At 63.4% G+C, this 12,856-nt stretch carries 14 protein-coding genes; 2 read left to right on the top strand and 12 right to left on the bottom strand.

Annotation, left to right across the window (positions count from 1 at the left end; translation table 11 throughout):
• Positions 1-24: 24 nt before the first annotated feature.
• A complete protein-coding gene (locus tag EB231_RS17460) occupies positions 25-765 on the bottom strand; it encodes a pyridoxine 5'-phosphate synthase (protein ID WP_172349923.1) in 741 nt (246 codons plus the stop codon).
• A gap of 159 nt (positions 766-924) precedes the next feature.
• Here EB231_RS17460 and EB231_RS17455 point away from each other — a divergent pair, with 159 nt between their 5' ends.
• Positions 925-1,344 carry a SpoIIAA family protein gene (locus EB231_RS17455; RefSeq protein WP_172349921.1) on the top strand — a complete coding sequence of 140 codons (420 nt, stop codon included), beginning with the start codon at positions 925-927 and terminating at the stop codon, positions 1,342-1,344.
• Here the strand turns inward: EB231_RS17455 and EB231_RS17450 are convergent, their stop codons facing one another.
• The 10 genes from EB231_RS17450 to EB231_RS17410 form a co-directional block, all read right to left on the bottom strand.
• Positions 1,345-2,472, bottom strand: a complete 1,128-nt coding sequence (locus tag EB231_RS17450) for an ATP-dependent DNA helicase (RefSeq protein WP_140775885.1) — start codon at positions 2,470-2,472, stop codon at positions 1,345-1,347.
• A gap of 153 nt (positions 2,473-2,625) precedes the next feature.
• Positions 2,626-3,432, bottom strand: a complete 807-nt coding sequence (locus tag EB231_RS17445; RefSeq protein ID WP_172349919.1) for an EamA family transporter — start codon at positions 3,430-3,432, stop codon at positions 2,626-2,628.
• Complete coding sequence (locus tag EB231_RS35535) at positions 3,429-3,554, bottom strand: hypothetical protein (protein ID WP_281411447.1); 126 nt, start codon at positions 3,552-3,554, stop codon at positions 3,429-3,431. Before EB231_RS35535 ends, EB231_RS17445 begins: the two co-directional genes overlap by 4 nt.
• A 92-nt stretch (positions 3,555-3,646) precedes the next feature.
• Entirely contained in the window at positions 3,647-4,012 is a 366-nt protein-coding gene (locus EB231_RS17440; protein WP_172349917.1) for a nitrile hydratase accessory protein, read from the bottom strand.
• Positions 3,999-4,658, bottom strand: a complete 660-nt coding sequence (nthB, locus tag EB231_RS17435; protein ID WP_172349915.1) for a nitrile hydratase subunit beta — start codon at positions 4,656-4,658, stop codon at positions 3,999-4,001. The genes EB231_RS17440 and nthB overlap by 14 nt, the downstream gene beginning before the upstream one ends.
• Positions 4,655-5,260: a nitrile hydratase subunit alpha gene (gene nthA / locus EB231_RS17430; RefSeq protein WP_172349913.1), complete on the bottom strand. Its 606-nt coding sequence runs from the start codon at positions 5,258-5,260 to the stop codon at positions 4,655-4,657. The genes nthB and nthA overlap by 4 nt, the downstream gene beginning before the upstream one ends.
• 79 nt (positions 5,261-5,339) lie before the next feature.
• A complete protein-coding gene (locus tag EB231_RS17425; RefSeq protein WP_172349911.1) occupies positions 5,340-8,504 on the bottom strand; it encodes an efflux RND transporter permease subunit in 3,165 nt (1,054 codons plus the stop codon).
• A complete protein-coding gene (locus EB231_RS17420; protein ID WP_172352945.1) occupies positions 8,501-9,772 on the bottom strand; it encodes an efflux RND transporter periplasmic adaptor subunit in 1,272 nt (423 codons plus the stop codon). The genes EB231_RS17425 and EB231_RS17420 overlap by 4 nt, the downstream gene beginning before the upstream one ends.
• Before the next feature lie 216 nt (positions 9,773-9,988).
• Complete coding sequence (locus tag EB231_RS17415) at positions 9,989-10,585, bottom strand: LysE family translocator (RefSeq protein ID WP_172349909.1); 597 nt, start codon at positions 10,583-10,585, stop codon at positions 9,989-9,991.
• Between the two features lie 125 nt (positions 10,586-10,710).
• Entirely contained in the window at positions 10,711-11,670 is a 960-nt protein-coding gene (locus EB231_RS17410) for an acyl-CoA desaturase (protein WP_172349907.1), read from the bottom strand.
• Between the two features lie 182 nt (positions 11,671-11,852).
• On the opposite strand from EB231_RS17410, the gene EB231_RS17405 reads away from it, so the two are divergent.
• Positions 11,853-12,248, top strand: a complete 396-nt coding sequence (locus EB231_RS17405; RefSeq protein WP_246740987.1) for a metalloregulator ArsR/SmtB family transcription factor — start codon at positions 11,853-11,855, stop codon at positions 12,246-12,248.
• 22 nt (positions 12,249-12,270) lie between these two features.
• On the opposite strand, the gene ilvN is transcribed toward EB231_RS17405, so the two are convergent.
• A complete protein-coding gene (gene ilvN, locus EB231_RS17400) occupies positions 12,271-12,846 on the bottom strand; it encodes an acetolactate synthase small subunit (protein WP_010910160.1) in 576 nt (191 codons plus the stop codon).
• Positions 12,847-12,856: the final 10 nt, after the last annotated feature.

The raw sequence follows: 12,856 nt of genomic DNA, 5'->3' as shown, positions 1-12,856 counted from the left end.
GCCTGGTGCGCGAGGCTGCCATCATTACCACCCACAAGCCCTGAGAAACCGACCCACCGTGCCGGCCATGCCATACTCCAACGCGTCGGCTGTCAACCCATGTCCGATTGACACTTCGGCCAATGCCGGAATGCGCTTCGCCAGAGCGGGTAGATTGCCCACCGTCAGATCGTGCCCGGCATTGACCTGGAGACCGGCCGCAGATGCAGCATCGGCTGTTTTCCCCAATCTTTCCAGCTCGTTGGCGGCCTTTGCGGAATCGGAATGGTAGCTGCCATAAGGGCCGGTATAGAGCTCAATCCGGTCTGCGCCGGTATCGCGCGCGGCCGCGATGCCGGCGGGATCGGCGTCGGAGAACAGCGACACCCTGAAACCACCCTTCTTCAAGCGCTTGACGATTGGTGTCAGGAACGCCGCATCGGCGACGAAGTTCCAGCCATGGTCGGAGGTTGCCTGTGCCGGGTCATCGGGAACCAGCGTCACCTGTTCGGGCTGGTGCTTTTCCACAAGCGTCAGGAAATCCTCGCTCGGATAGCCCTCGATGTTGAATTCGGCCTGCGGGAACTCGTCGTCGATCAGCGCCCGGATCTCCGGCAGGTCGGAATGCCGCGTGTGACGTTCGTCGGGACGCGGATGGACGGTCAGCCCATGCGCTCCGGCGGCAAGCGCGAGCCGGCCGATGCCGATCACGCTGGGCCACGGCAAGTCGCGCCGGTTGCGCAGCATGGCGATGGCGTTGAGGTTGACGGAAAGCTTTGCGGGCATGGGCTGGTGTCCGTGAAACAGGCGGGTTGACGGCGCGCCACAACCATCCGTTCAGCCTCGGCGCGCTTGAGACCGGCATCTATAGCGTCTTTGGCGGGAACAGATAGGGCTTTCCAGTGTTCCAGAAGACCAACTCTGTTCCGTAAAAGGAGGCCCGCCGTGAATTTCCTGCAATCCGTGCCGGCGATCCGTCGCATCGACACCAGTCGCGACGACCTGTTCGCAATCGATGTGGTCGGGCATGTCTCGGCGGCCGATGCGGAAAACCTGTTCGGCCTGCTGGAAGCGGCCTACGCGCTCCATCAGCGAATCGACGTGGCTGTGCGCATGGTCGATCACGACGGCGTCGACTGGGCCGACATCTCCGACGAGACCCTCAAACTGGGCGCCCTCCATGCCCTGGAGCATATAGGCCGCTGCGCGGCGATCGGCGCACCGGACTGGACTCCGGACGCACGGCACGCCTTGCCCGCGTCGTCACCCATCGAATTCAGGTATTTCAAGGCCGAGGATGAGGAAGAGGCCTGGGAATGGCTCGGCGTCAGGCACGTCGGCGTGCGGGAAAAGCCGTCGTCGTAGCTACCTGACGATGGTCAGCCGTTCGGCTGCCCGGGTTATCGCGGTATAAAGCCAGCGCTGGCGGGTTTCCTTGAAGGCCCAGCTCTCGTCGAACAGCACGATCTCGTTCCACTGCGAGCCCTGCGCCTTGTGCACGGTCAGCGCATAACCATAGTCGAAATCATCGAAGCGCTTCTTCTGCTGCCATGGGATATCGGCGTCGGGATCCTCGAACGCCGCCTTGAGAAGCTTGATCTTGGCGACGCCGCGGTCGGGATCGTCCTCTTCGGGCGAAACCAGCAGGTTGATGCCGGGCTTCACCGTCTCGCGCGACGAGGTCATCACCTTCCACAGCGAGCCATTGAGCAGCCCCTTGGCGGGATCGTTGCGCAGGCAGACCAGCTTGTCGCCGGCTTGGGGATAGTCGGCATTGAAGCCTTTGAGCTCACGCAGACGCTGGTTGTAGCGGCGGCGCGTGCGGTTGGTGCCGACCAGGACCTGGTCCGCCCTCAGCACCAGCTCCTGGTTGACGTCTTCCTTGCCGATCACCTGCGCCGTGCCATAGTCGCCGCGCATGAATTCGCGGCCTTCGCGCACGTCGAGCGCCAAGCGCAGGATCGGATTGTCACGCGCCTGCCGGTGGATTTCGGTGAGCAGGAAATCGGGCTCGTGATCGGTGAAGAAGCCGCCGCCGGAAATCGGCGGCAACTGGCCGGGGTCGCCCAGTACCAGGATCGGCGTGCCGAAACTCATGAGGTCGCGGCCGAGCTGCTCGTCGACCATCGAGCATTCGTCGATGACGACCAGCTTGGCGCGCGAGATCGGGCTCTGCCGGTTGAGCGAGAAGGTCGGCGACATCGAGGTCTTGCCGGTGACCTCGTCCTCGACCGATTCCTCGCCCTTGGGCCTGTAGATCAGCGAATGGATGGTACGGGCATTGACCGCCCCCTTGGAGCGCAGCACCTGGGCCGCCTTCCCGGTGAAGGCGGCGAATTGCACCTGGCCGTCGACATGTTCGGCAAAATAGCGTGCCAGCGTGGTCTTGCCGGTGCCGGCATAGCCGAACAGCCGGAACAGCTGCGGCTTGCCGGCCTGCAGCCAGCGGGCAACCGCCTGCAGCGCCTCGTCCTGTTGGGGTGAGAATTCCATCAGTGCGACAGACCGGATTCGCAAGCGAAACACAAGACAGCCGCCAATCGACTGCCGTCAATGACGCACCGCGCGCCTTCGACGGTTGAGGCTATCAGGCGCATACGAGAACGTAAAGAGAACAAAAAGCAGGCGCCCGGCTCATCGTTGCTGTCAGCCGAGCGCAATCAAGGCTGTGCCGGCGAAGGCGAGCACCGCCCCCGCCCAGGCCGGTGCCGGCGGCCTGTAGCCGCTGCGCAGCCACACCATCGGCAACACCAGCACCGGCGACAGTGATGACAATGTCGAGACGATGCCGACCTTGCCGCCGGCCAATGCGGCCATTATGAGCGACATGCCCATGCCCGTGCCGATCAGCGCGCCGCCAATGCCGATGCCGAGTGTTCGCGCCGATGGCTGGGAGCGCTTCGCAACGCCAGGCAGCGGAACCACCAGCAGCAACAGGAACAGTGCGGCCGACACGCCGGTCCGGATCGCCATCGCCGTGAACGGGTTGACACCCGACGCCATGACGGGACGCGCGACCAGCGCGCCGGCGGCCTGCCCCAATGCCGCAATCAGCCCAAAGACGAGACCGACAGGCAAGGTCATCTGTCGTTCCGGCAGCGCCGGCGTTTCGATGGGCGGTGTCGGGAAGATGCCTTCCGGCTGAACTTTGGCGGGGCGCCCGAACAGGATGGCGAGCACGATGCCCGCGATGACCAGCGCCACGCCAGTCAGTTTCACCGGACCGACCGTCTCGCCCAGGAACACGTAGCCCATGATCAGGGCAAAGGGCGAAGTCAACGAGAAGACCAGCAGCGCCAGACGCGGCCCGAGCGCGAATATCGACGAGATATAGGCGGATGAGGCAACGAAGATCCCGAACACGCCGGACGCCGCAAGATAGGCCACCTGCCACGGAACGAGCCCGCCCCAGCCGCCCAGCACCGTTGCCGCGATGGCAGTGGCAACGGTCACCCGAGCGTCTGCAGCCGCGTCAGGGTCAGGGCATCGATCCGGCCGACCAGCTCACCGGCGAGCATGCCGCTTGTGGCTATGCACAGGGCCGCGCCGATCGAAAGAATTTCCGACAGGTACATTCATTCTCTTTTGGGTAGAGGGCGGCTTTCGAGGCGGATGGCTGCCATCGCTCAGGCGGAGGCGAGGATTTGGCGCGGTCCTGGACATCCGCTCACGTCGCGGTTTGGAACTCCGGGTCGTTCTCGAGCAGGATCGGCCTGCCGTGAGGCGTGGCGTGCGCGGCGCGCTCCCAGGCTTCGGCCATCGCGTCGACATCGGATTTGGCGGCCAATCCCTTCGACGCCAGAAGCCGTTCCAGTGCTGCCAGCCAATGCTCGTAATAGTCATGGCCGTCGGTTGCCGCACTTGGCCTCTTCACCTCCGCCGATAGTGCATCGGCCCATTCGCCCCACGAAAACAGGCCCTTGTCGTGCAGCGCCACCGTCATGGCGAACGCCTCGGCCTGCCAGGGCTCGGCGAAAACAGGCGCGTCGAGGCCAACGGGCAAATCGGCGGCGATCCCGTCAGGCCGGCTCAAGATAGCTCTCCCAGGCGTCGATCGAGACAACAAGCGTCGGATCGGCACCCTCGCCCCAGATCTCCATGCCGTCGAAAACCACCGTATAGACCCATTGCGGGTTCTCGCCTTGCCCGTGCGCGTTGGTGTCGGGAAAGACGAAGCCGTCGCGCACCGCCTCGATCTTGCCCAGCTTGCCGCGCGCATAGCGCGGCAGCCGCGTGTGACCGGTGGGATTGAAATTCTTCGTCCGCACGTGCTGGCCGGCCTTGAATCGCGCCGGCGAGGCAACGGGCCGGTCGCAGGGACCACCCTTGGCCAGCACCGCCGGCACGTTTTCCGCCTTCAGCACCCGCTTCGGGGTCGCCGCCGCATCGATCGCCTCGCCCGCCTCGAGATCGCGCTCGCTGACGAAACCATGGCGCTTGAGCAAGGTCTCCAGCGCCTTGATCCAGATCTGATAGTAGCTGGAACCATAGTAATCGGCCGGATGCAGCGATTCCCGCGCATGCCGGCTCTCATCGATATTCCAGGCTCCCATGGCGCCGGCGCAAAGCGTCACGCCGAGCGCCCGCCTTTCCCAGGCAGCGTGGAAATAGGGTTCGTCCTTTTCGGGCGCGACCGGGCCGAACCCCATCTGCCCGCCGAGATCCTGCGGTCCGTTCATGCCGGTTCTTTCGCCAGGGCGGTGCCGATCATTGCATCGCGGCTCACCAGATCGGCCAGTTGCTCCTCGCTCCAGCCCTGGGTACCGTCCGGCCGCATCGGCACCACGAGATAGCGCAGCTCCGCCGTCGAATCCCAGACGCGTATCTTGGTTGCGGCCGGCAACGCCAGCCCGAATTCCTTGAGCACACCACGCGGATCGATGACAGCCCGCGACCGATAGGGCGGCGCCTTGTACCAGACAGGCGGCAGGCCGAGTACCGACCATGGATAGCAGGAGCACAGCGTGCAGACGACGAGGTTGTGGGTGTCGCTGGTGTTGAACACCGCCTGCATGTGCTCGCCCTGGCGGCCGGTATAGCTCAGCGATTCGATCGCCGCCGTCGCGTCGCGCTTCAGCCAGTCGGCATAGGCGGGATCGTTCCATGCCTTGGCCACCACCCTTGCGCCGTTGCGGGGGCCGATCTTGGTCTCGTAGGTATCGACGATGACGTCAATCGCCGCCGGATCGATCAGTCCCTTGCGGGTCAGGATGGTTTCCAGGGCCCGCACGCGAGCGGCAAACGGATCGAGTTCGTTGTCGTGGTCATGATCATGGGACATGGCCGTAAATTACGGCTCTACTCTGCCAGCCGCAAGCACGACAACTTGGGCCAGTTTCCATCCTTGCCGTGTCAGCCCGTCATTCAGCTGCGGTCTTTTGCGCGTCTGCCGGGATGTCGTCATTGGTGCCGAACAGCGAGGGCTGGTCGCCACTCTCTTTGATCACCTGCGGGTTGGCCTTGCCCCTCGACCACAGTCCGGCCAGCCAGCCCGAGAAATTCTCCATGTAGACATAGATCACCGGCGTCACGAACAGGGTCAGCGCCTGCGAAGCCAGCAGGCCGCCGACAACGGCAACGCCCAGCGGCTGGCGCAGTTCGGCGCTGGCGCCGGTGCCGAGCGCGATCGGGAATGTCCCCATCAGCGCCGCCAGCGTCGTCATCATGATCGGCCTGAAACGCATCAGGCAGGCCTTGTGGATGGACTCCTTGGCCGACATGCCCTCTCGTCGCAGTTCAAGCGCGACGTCGACCATCATGATGCCGTTCTTCTTGACGATGCCGATCAGCATCAGGATGCCGATCACCGCGATGACGGACAGATCCATGCCGGCGAAGCGCAAGGCAACCACCGCTCCGAGCACAGCCGACGGCAGGCCGGTGAGAATCGTGAGCGGATGGATGAAGCTCTCGTAGAGAATGCCGAGCACGATATAGATGGTCAGGATCGCGCCGCCGACCAGAAGCCCCTGGTTGGCCAGTGAATCCTGGAAAGTCTTGGCCGTGCCGGCAAAGGTGGTCGAGATCTCCGTCGGCATGCCGATCTGCTGTTTGAGCGCGTTGATGCGGGTCACGCTGTCACCCAGCGCCACGCCTTGCGGCAAATTGTAGGAGATCGTCACGGCCGGAAGCTGGCCGAGCTGGTTGACGGTCAGGGCGCCGGCCGTGCGGTCGACCCGGGCGAAGGCGCCAAGCGGAACCAGGGAGCCGCTCGCCGTCCTCATCTGGATGGCAAGCATCCGCTCGGGCGACCATTCGATCTTGGGATCGAGCTCGGTGATGACTTCGTAGCTGTCGGCCGAACCGAAGATCGTCGAAACCTGATCGGTGCCGAACCCGCCATAGAGCGCGGTGCGCAGCGTGTCGGTGTCGATGCCGAGCTGGGCGGCCTTGTCGCGATCCACCACCAGCGATGCCTGCAGCGCATTGTTCTGCAGGTCGCTGGTAACGTCGGTGAACGTCGCATGGTCGGCCGCCATCGCGTCGTTCAGTTTCTGCGCCCACGTGTCGGTCAGGCCGGTATCGAGGCCCTGAACCACGAGCTGGTAGGCGCTGGCCGACGAGCGCGAACCGAGCCGCAGATTCTGCACCGGCTGCATGTATGCTTCGATGCCGGCCACATTCGACAATTGCCGCCTCAGATCGGAAAGCACCTTCTCGATATCCGGCCGCTGGTCCTTGGGTTTCAGCTGAACGAAGGCCCGGCCCTGGTTGAGGGCGTTATTGCCCCCGCCCACCGACCACGCCACATGGTCGACATAGGGCGAATGCGAGAACACGCTGGCCACCTGTCCTTGCAGCTTCGACATGGCGGCGAACGAGATGTCCTGGCGCGCGATGGTGGTCACCGAGATCTGGCCGATATCCTCTTGCGGAAAGAAGCCTTTCGGCGAGATCTGGATCAGCCACACCGACGCTGCCGCGGTGCCGACAAAGACGAGGAACACCAGGAAGGTGTGCCGCAGGCAGAATGTCAGGACCCGGTCGTACCCGCGTGTGACGAGGTCCTGCTTATGACCAGGGCCATGCTTGTCGCGATCGGCCTTGGTGACCGACAGCAGCCGCGAGCACAGCATCGGCGTCAGCGTCAACGACACGAACATCGATGCCAGGATGGCGACCGTCACCACGACGGCGAACTCGTTGAAGATGCGCCCGATCACGCCGCCCATCAGAAGCACCGGGATGAACACCGCCACCAGCGAGATCGAGATCGAGATGATGGTGAAGCCGATTTCGCGCGCGCCCTTGAGCGAGGCATCGAAGGCCGACAACCCATCCTCCTCCATGTGCCGGAAGATGTTTTCCAGCATCACGATGGCGTCGTCGACGACGAGGCCCACCGCAAGCGTCAGGCCCATCAGCGATATGTTGTCGATGGAGAATCCGAACAGGAACATCGCGCCGAGCGTGGCGATCAGCGAGATCGGCACCGCCACGGCCGGGATGATGGTCGCCGTCACCCGGCGCAGGAACACGAAGATCACCATGACCACCAGCGCGATGGTCAAAAGCAGCGTGAACTGCACGTCGTCGACGGCCTGACGGATCGAGGTCGAGCGGTCGTTGAGCAGCTTGATCGAGGCAGCGGCCGGCATCTGGTCCTGGAAGGACGGCAGCATCGCCTTCACCTTGTCGACGACATCGACGGTGTTGGCGTCTGGCTGGCGCTGGACGGCAAGGATGATGGCGCGGGTGCCGTCATACCAGCTTGCCGTCGTCGTCGTCTCGACCGAGTCGATGACACGGGTCACCTCGCCCAGTCGCACCGGGTGGCCGTTCTTGGTCGCGATTATCAGGTTGGAAAACCCGGCTGCATTGTCGAGCTGGGTGTTGGCCGTGATAGTTAGCTGTTGCTTGTTGTTCTGCAGTACGCCGAGAGGCGTGTTGCTGTTGGCGGAAGCAATCGCCGCCTGGAGTTGATCGATCGAGATGCCGCGCGCGGCAAGCGCGGTCGGATCGATCTGCACGCGCACGGCGAATTTCTGCTGGCCGTAGATCGAAACCTGCGCCACGCCGTCGATCGTCGACAGCGATGGCGAGATCACGTTTTCCGCGAAAGCATCGAGGTCGGTCAGCGGAACCGTATCGCTGACCAGCGACATCAACAGGATCGGCGCATCGGCCGGATTGACCTTGCGATAGCTGGGCGGCGCCGTCATTTCGGGCGGCAGCGATTTTTGCGTGCGCGCGATCGCCGCCTGCACGTCCGCGGCCGCGGCGTCGATGTCGCGGTTGAGCACGAACTGGATGGCGATCGAAGTCTGGCCGAGCGAGTTCGTGGTTGAAATGGAATCGATGCCGGCGATGGTCGCGAACTGCTTGATCAGCGGCGTCGCCACGGATGTCGCCATCGTTTCCGGCGAGGCGCCCGGCAGCGAGGCCGAGACGTTGACCACCGGGAATTCGGCGCTGGGCAGTGCCGCCACCGGCAGGAACTTGTAGGCAAACAGTCCGCCCAGCACGAGGGCGAACGACATCAGAAGGGTGGCGACAGGCCTGCGAATGCAGAATTCGGAGATCATTGGGCCGTCTCGCCCGCGTTGGTCGCCTCGGCCACCTTCGGCGCGGCGACGGCCGTAGCCTTGCCTTCATGCACGGCGGCGCCGTCCTTCAGCCTTGTCTGGCCTTCGGTGACGACCTTCTCGCCGCTTTTCAGTCCCTGGCTGATGGCGCTGTTCTCGCCTTGGGTCAGCGCCACCTGCACCGGCCGCATCTCGACGGTGCTGTCCGGCTTGACCACATAGACGAACGGCCCCTTCTGGCTGGGCTGGACCGCGACGGTCGGAACGGAGATCATCTGCGGCATGATCCCGGCGTCAAGGACGACATTCACATACTGGCCGGGCCACAGCGACAGATCGGCATTCGGTATGCTTGCCCGCGTGGCGATCGTGCCCGACGCGGTGTCGACACTGGAATCGACGAAATCGAGCGTGCCCTTGCCGATCGGCGTCGGGTCGCCGTTCTTGGTCAACGTCACCGCCCCTTGCCGCGGATTGGCAAGCGCCTTGTGCAACAGCGCAAGGTTGCTTTCCGGCAGATTGAAATTGACCTGCAACGGGTCCATCTGGGTGATCGTCACCAGCGGCGTTGCCGTACTGCTGTTGCCATTGCTGACCGTGACGAGATCACCGACCGACACGTTGACGGCGCCAAGTCGACCCGCGATCGGCGCGGTGATCGTGGCAAAGCCAAGCTGGACGTTGTCGGCATCGATCGTCGCCTTGTCGGCATCCACAGTGGCGGCCGCCGCCTTCTGCGCGGCAACAGCCTGGTCATAGGTCTGCTGGGTACCGGCCTGCTTGGCGACAAGATCCTTGGCGCGCTGAAGATCGGAACTCGAGCTGGCGAGCATCGCCTGGTCCTTGGCCAGCTGCGCCTGGTCCTTGGCGAGTTGCGCCTTCAGCGCGCGGTCATCGAGCGAGAACAGCGTGTCGCCCGCCTTCACCATTTGCCCGTCCTTGACGTCGATCGACACGATCTGGCTGGAGACCCGCGCGTTGATGTTGACCACGGCCGGAGAGGAGACGAAGCCGATGGCATAGCGCCGGATCGGGAAGTCCGCCGTCGTTGCCGTTGCCGAAACGATCGAGGCCGAACGGGCGCCACCGCCGCCTGATGCCTGCTTGTCGCCCGCCGCCGGCTTGTCGGTTGCCGATTTGCCCGCAACTGCGACCGGCTTTACGCCGACCAGTTGCTCGACCTTGCCCAGCGTATCGGGAGACAGATAGAGCCAGGCCGCGCCCGCACAGGCGACGGCAAGCAATGAAAGAATGGCTTTCCCACGTATCGTCAAAGTACCCTCTCGGTCCGACACGCCGTTGCCAGGTGGTCGTATTATAGCTCATTCGCGGCTGATTGCCGCGATTTAGCCGAATAGATAGGACAGGCGTTCGTCGGAAAAGGGCCAAAACACGGCATTACGAAGATTTAATGTGCACTGCACAATAGGTGTGCAGCCTGTCGCCGCCAGGGGGGGCCGAGCCCCGTCAAATCGCCGGGAACCCTATTTCAGCATCGGCCACAGCGTCGCCGCAAGCAGCACGCCCATGCCGATGTTGAACCATTTCAGCCGCACCGGATCCGACAGGAATCCACGCAATGCCGTGCCGAATCCCGCCCACACCGAAACGCTGGGCAGGTTGACGACGGCGAAGGCGATCGAGATCAGCGCCACCGAGATGAAGGGGTGATCGGGATTCGTGTAGACAGCCATGGCGGTGATTGCCATCACCCAGGCCTTGGGATTGACCCACTGGAATGCCGCCGCATCGATGAAGCGCATCGGCCGCGCTTCCGCCTCACCCTTGCCGCTCAGTGAGCGCGACATGGCGATCTTCCATGCGAGGTAGAGCAGATAGGCGGCGCCGGCGATCTTGAGGGCATTGTGCAGCGCCGGAAACGCCGTCAGCACCGCGCCAAGCCCGAAACCGACGGCCAGCAACAGGACGAGAAAGCCGATGCTGATGCCCAGCATGTGCGGTATCGTCCTGATGATGCCGAAATTGACACCGGAGACCAAGAGCATGAGGTTGTTCGGCCCCGGCGTGATCGAGGTCACGAAGGCATAGACGAGCAGTGCGAGGAATGCGTCGAGTGACATCGGGTCCACAAGGCCAGCAATGCTGCCATAGATAGCGGACACACCCGACGCAACCGCAATCCTTTGGTCCAGCAACCGCCGGCCATATCGATCGTGGCTTCAGCCCGCCGAACCCAAGGATGCCGTCATCTGCCGTGAGACGGCGCCGGCAGCCGCTTGTTGGCGGCGGGCATGGCCTGCTGCCCGCCGCGCAGGCGGCGCAACCCCTTCCGTCTTGGAGTATTTTCCGGGAGTTTCACGCTGTGCGCGAGACCAAGGCCGGCAAGGATCCGGATAAAGACCCAGCCGAGGTCGATCTGCCCCCGTTCGAGACCAAGCCTGGCGGATTCGGGAAATGCGTGATGATTGCCGTGAAAACTTTCTCCGAACGTCACCAATCCGAAACGCGGCAGATTGTAGCCCTGCACCGCCACGCCTTCGACACACCATCCCTGGTCGCCGCCCCGATGCGCGAAATGACCGACCAGCCAATGCCCGGTTAGAGACGCGGAAACACGCACCGCGATGCCCCAGACCACCCAGCTCCAGCCGCCGAGCAGCAGGAAGGCAATGGCCCATGGCAGTTGCTGCAGCACCCACGTGCGCTCGAGGAATTTGTAGAACCGATCATTCCTGATCGACGGCTCGATGATGAAATCAGGCGGATTGCGCAAGGCGACCGCGCAGTGCATCTGCCAGAAGGCGTCGATGAAAAAGGGCCGGCGGTGGGCATGCAGGTCGTGGCAGGCCGTCTGGCGCTGCGCCCAGTCGCGGATATCGTGCGCATGAATCATTCCGAGCGGGCCAGCCATGCCGACCAGCACGCCGAGATAGACCAATGCGTGTTCGATCCAGATGTGAACCTTGAACGAGCGATGGATGAGCAGGCGATGCATGCCGACCGAGTGCCCGGCGCAGATCGTCGCCGCTGTCGTCACCACGAACAGCGCAAAGGCGCTCCAGCTGAAGGTGAGCGGTCCGAACACGATCGCGATAAGTGTCATCGTGCCGACCCAGATCGACTTGGCCGGCATCCAGACAACCCTGCCATCGCGCGCGTCGCTGTCTTGTCGAGAAATCATTCTGCCCGTGGATATGGTCTTCATGGGAACCCCTCGCATGAACATTTTCCGAACCAAGCCTTGCCTTTTGGCGTCTCGCGCCGTATTTAGGCAATAAGCTAATCATCTATTATGCGGGATTAGGCATTTAGGCAATAGTCTAAATGATAGCCGAAAAAAAATGCCGACAAGCGTCTCCATGGCGCCTGTGATTACGAGGTCGCGAAGTGGTCGAGAAAACTGAACAGGTATCGGAGGCTGAAGCCGGCATCGGCGCCAGCGGCGCGATCCAGCGCGTCTTCGAGGCGCTCTCTTCGGCACCCCGGCGCAGGATCCTCGCCTATCTTGCCCATTCCTCGCTGACCGCGGGCGAGATCGCGGCACGCTTCGACATGTCGAAGCCATCGATCTCGCAGCACCTGAATATTCTGGAAACGGCAGGCCTCATCGCCAGGGAACGGCAGGGACAGTTCATCCACTACTCGCTGGTCGAGAACAATCTGGTAAACACCCTGAACGGCTTCGTTCAGGATGTCTGCCCGGTGTCGCGCCCACTAAAAAGGGAAAGCAAGGCCCTGGCCAGCGGCAAAAGCGAGGTCCCGCCGGCAAAACCCAAGGATTGATCCGGCGGCGACGTGACAGGCCTTACATGCCTTGCGGACCGCGGTTCATCGCCGCCACGCCGGTGCGGCAGATCTCGACCAGACCCAGCGGCTTCATGATTGCGATGAACTGGTCGAGCTTGGAGCCCTTGCCGGTGATCTCGAAGATGAAATGCTCGGTGTTGGCGTCGATGACACTGGCGCGGAAGGCGTCCGCCAGGCGCAGCGCCTCGACGCGAGCCTCGCCGGAGCCGGCCACCTTGACCAGCGCCAGTTCCCGCTCCAATGGCCGCTCCTGCCCAAGCTCGTGCGAGCGGACAGTCAGATCGACCACACGGTGTACCGGCACGATGCGCTCGAGCTGGTTCTTGATCTGCTCCATCACATGCGGCGTGCCGCGCGTCACGATAGTGATGCGCGACAGGTGCTTCTCATGTTCGGTCTCGGAGACGGTCAGGCTCTCGATGTTGTAGCCGCGTCCGGAAAACAGGCCGATGACCCGGGCGAGCACGCCGGGCTCGTTGTCGACCAACACGGAAAGCGTATGGATTTCCGGCCGCTCCGTTTCCTTGGCGATGAAGTAGGCGGAGCCGGTCGGTTGAAGGTGCTGTGCGTTCATGACATGGATC

The organism is Mesorhizobium sp. NZP2298 (genome assembly GCF_013170825.1).
GTDB lineage: Bacteria > Pseudomonadota > Alphaproteobacteria > Rhizobiales > Rhizobiaceae > Mesorhizobium.
This window is presented reverse-complemented; position numbering and strand designations above follow the sequence as displayed.

Excerpts from the sequence above, each read along its gene's own strand:
- EB231_RS17460 (WP_172349923.1), bottom strand. The coding sequence starts at position 765 with ATGCCCGCAAAGCTTTCCGTCAACCTCAACGCCATCGCCATGCTGCGC.
- EB231_RS17450 (WP_140775885.1), bottom strand. The coding sequence starts at position 2,472 with ATGGAATTCTCACCCCAACAGGACGAGGCGCTGCAGGCGGTTGCCCGC.
- EB231_RS35535 (WP_281411447.1), bottom strand. The coding sequence starts at position 3,554 with ATGTACCTGTCGGAAATTCTTTCGATCGGCGCGGCCCTGTGCATAGCC.
- nthB (WP_172349915.1), bottom strand. The coding sequence starts at position 4,658 with ATGAACGGACCGCAGGATCTCGGCGGGCAGATGGGGTTCGGCCCGGTC.
- nthA (WP_172349913.1), bottom strand. The coding sequence starts at position 5,260 with ATGTCCCATGATCATGACCACGACAACGAACTCGATCCGTTTGCCGCT.
- EB231_RS17425 (WP_172349911.1), bottom strand. The coding sequence starts at position 8,504 with ATGATCTCCGAATTCTGCATTCGCAGGCCTGTCGCCACCCTTCTGATG.
- EB231_RS17415 (WP_172349909.1), bottom strand. The coding sequence starts at position 10,585 with ATGTCACTCGACGCATTCCTCGCACTGCTCGTCTATGCCTTCGTGACC.
- EB231_RS17410 (WP_172349907.1), bottom strand. The coding sequence starts at position 11,670 with ATGAAGACCATATCCACGGGCAGAATGATTTCTCGACAAGACAGCGAC.
- ilvN (WP_010910160.1), bottom strand. The coding sequence starts at position 12,846 with ATGAACGCACAGCACCTTCAACCGACCGGCTCCGCCTACTTCATCGCC.